This is a genomic window from Caballeronia terrestris (assembly GCF_001544515.1).
GTDB lineage: Bacteria > Pseudomonadota > Gammaproteobacteria > Burkholderiales > Burkholderiaceae > Caballeronia > Caballeronia terrestris.
Genome location: NZ_FCOL02000362.1, coordinates 1 through 1603, shown reverse-complemented (window position 1 = coordinate 1603; position 1603 = coordinate 1). Strand labels below are relative to the sequence as shown.

Annotated in this window: 2 protein-coding genes; both read left to right on the top strand. The window is 65.8% G+C overall.

Going from position 1 to position 1603, the window contains the following annotated elements:
- The coding region (locus AWB67_RS37410; RefSeq protein ID WP_143746810.1) for an ABC transporter ATP-binding protein at positions 1-579 on the top strand (579 nt) is incomplete at its 5' end.
- A complete protein-coding gene (locus tag AWB67_RS37405) occupies positions 576-1544 on the top strand; it encodes an oligopeptide/dipeptide ABC transporter ATP-binding protein (protein WP_087660813.1) in 969 nt (322 codons plus the stop codon). The genes AWB67_RS37410 and AWB67_RS37405, both read left to right, overlap by 4 nt.
- The last annotated feature ends 59 nt before the right edge of the window (positions 1545-1603 follow it).

The window sequence follows — 1603 nt, the reverse complement described above, 5'->3', positions numbered from 1 at the left end:
CCCGAGAGCCGCCTGAACAGCTATCCGCATCAGTTCAGCGGCGGCATGCGTCAGCGCGTCGCGATTGCGATGAACCTCGCGTGCAATCCGCGCCTGCTGATCGCGGACGAGCCGACGACCGCGCTCGACATCACCGTGCGTCTGCAAATTCTCGATCTGCTGCGCGAAGTGCAGGCCGAGCGCGGCATGGCGATCGTGCTCGTCACGCACGACCTGCATCTGGTGCGCCGCTATTGCGACGACGTCGCGGTGATGTATGCCGGACGCATCGTGGAGCAGGGGCCGGTCGAACAAGTCTTCGCGCGCCCTCGGCATCCCTATACGAAGGGGCTGCTCGGCGCGGTGCCGCGTCTTTTCAGCGTACAGCGCCGGCTGACGGTGATCCCGGGGCAGCCGCCGTTGCCCGGCAGCATGGCCGATGGTTGCCGGTTCGCGCCGCGCTGTCCGCGCGTGCAGGCCGATTGCCTGAGCACGTATCCCGCGACGCGCGATATCGACGCGAATCGCACCGTCGCGTGCTGGCATCCCGAGCCGGGAGAGATGGCGCCGGAACCGCTTCTCGAGACGGAGGCTTCATGAGCACGGCGATCCGCGTGACGGACATCGCGCGCACTTTTCCCGTGCGCGTCGGACTCTTCTCACGGCCAAAACTGCTGCGCGCCGTGGAGGATGCGTCCTTCGTGTTGCCGAGCGGCGGCACGTTCGGACTGGTCGGCGAATCGGGATCGGGCAAATCGACGCTTGCGAAAATCGTTCTCGGCGCAGATGAACCGACGCGCGGCGAAGTGCGCTTCGGCGATCGCGTGTTCGGCAAAGAGGCGCGCGATAGCGACAAGCGCTGGCGCCAGCGTGCCGTGCAAGCGGTGCTGCAGGACCCATTCGGCTCGCTCGATCCGCAGATGAACATCGGCGATATCGTGCTCGAACCGTTGCGCATCCAGCGTCGTGGATTCGCTCGCGATGCGCTGGAAAGACGCCTCGACGAACTGCTCGCGCAAGTCGGCCTGCCCGCCGAATTCAAGCGCCGCCGCCCAGGCGAACTGAGCGGCGGCCAGCGTCAACGCGTGGCGATCGCGCGCGCGCTCGTGCTGGAACCGGAGATCCTCGTGCTTGACGAACCGGTCTCGGCACTCGACGTATCGATCCAGGCGCAAGTGCTCAACTTGCTGAAAGACCTTCAGGACGCGCTCGGTCTTTCCTATCTGCTGATCTCGCATGATCTGGCCGTCGTCGCGTTCATGAGCAGCCATATCGGCGTACTCTATCTCGGGCGCTTCATGGAGCAAGGCACGCGCGAGGATATCGTCCAGCGCGCGGCCCATCCCTACACGCATGCGCTCATCGCCGCGTCCGAGCCGGATGCGCTCGACGTTAAGGCGATCGGCGGCGAGATTCCGTCGCCGCTCGCGCCGCCTGCCGGGTGCGTCTTCCATACGCGCTGCCCTTCCGCGCGCGATGTCTGCCGCGAAGACGCTCCACCCGTGCACTGGCTCTCCGCGACGCACCACGTCACGTGCCACTTTCCCCTCACATCGAAGGCATAAAGGACTTGCGCCATGTCGAAGGAAATCCGCATCAACGCGTTCCTGGCCTTCGCGCCGAC

Bases quoted from the DNA above. Each gene is read 5' to 3' on its own strand.
- AWB67_RS37405 (WP_087660813.1), top strand. From the start codon at position 576: ATGAGCACGGCGATCCGCGTGACGGACATCGCGCGCACTTTTCCCGTG.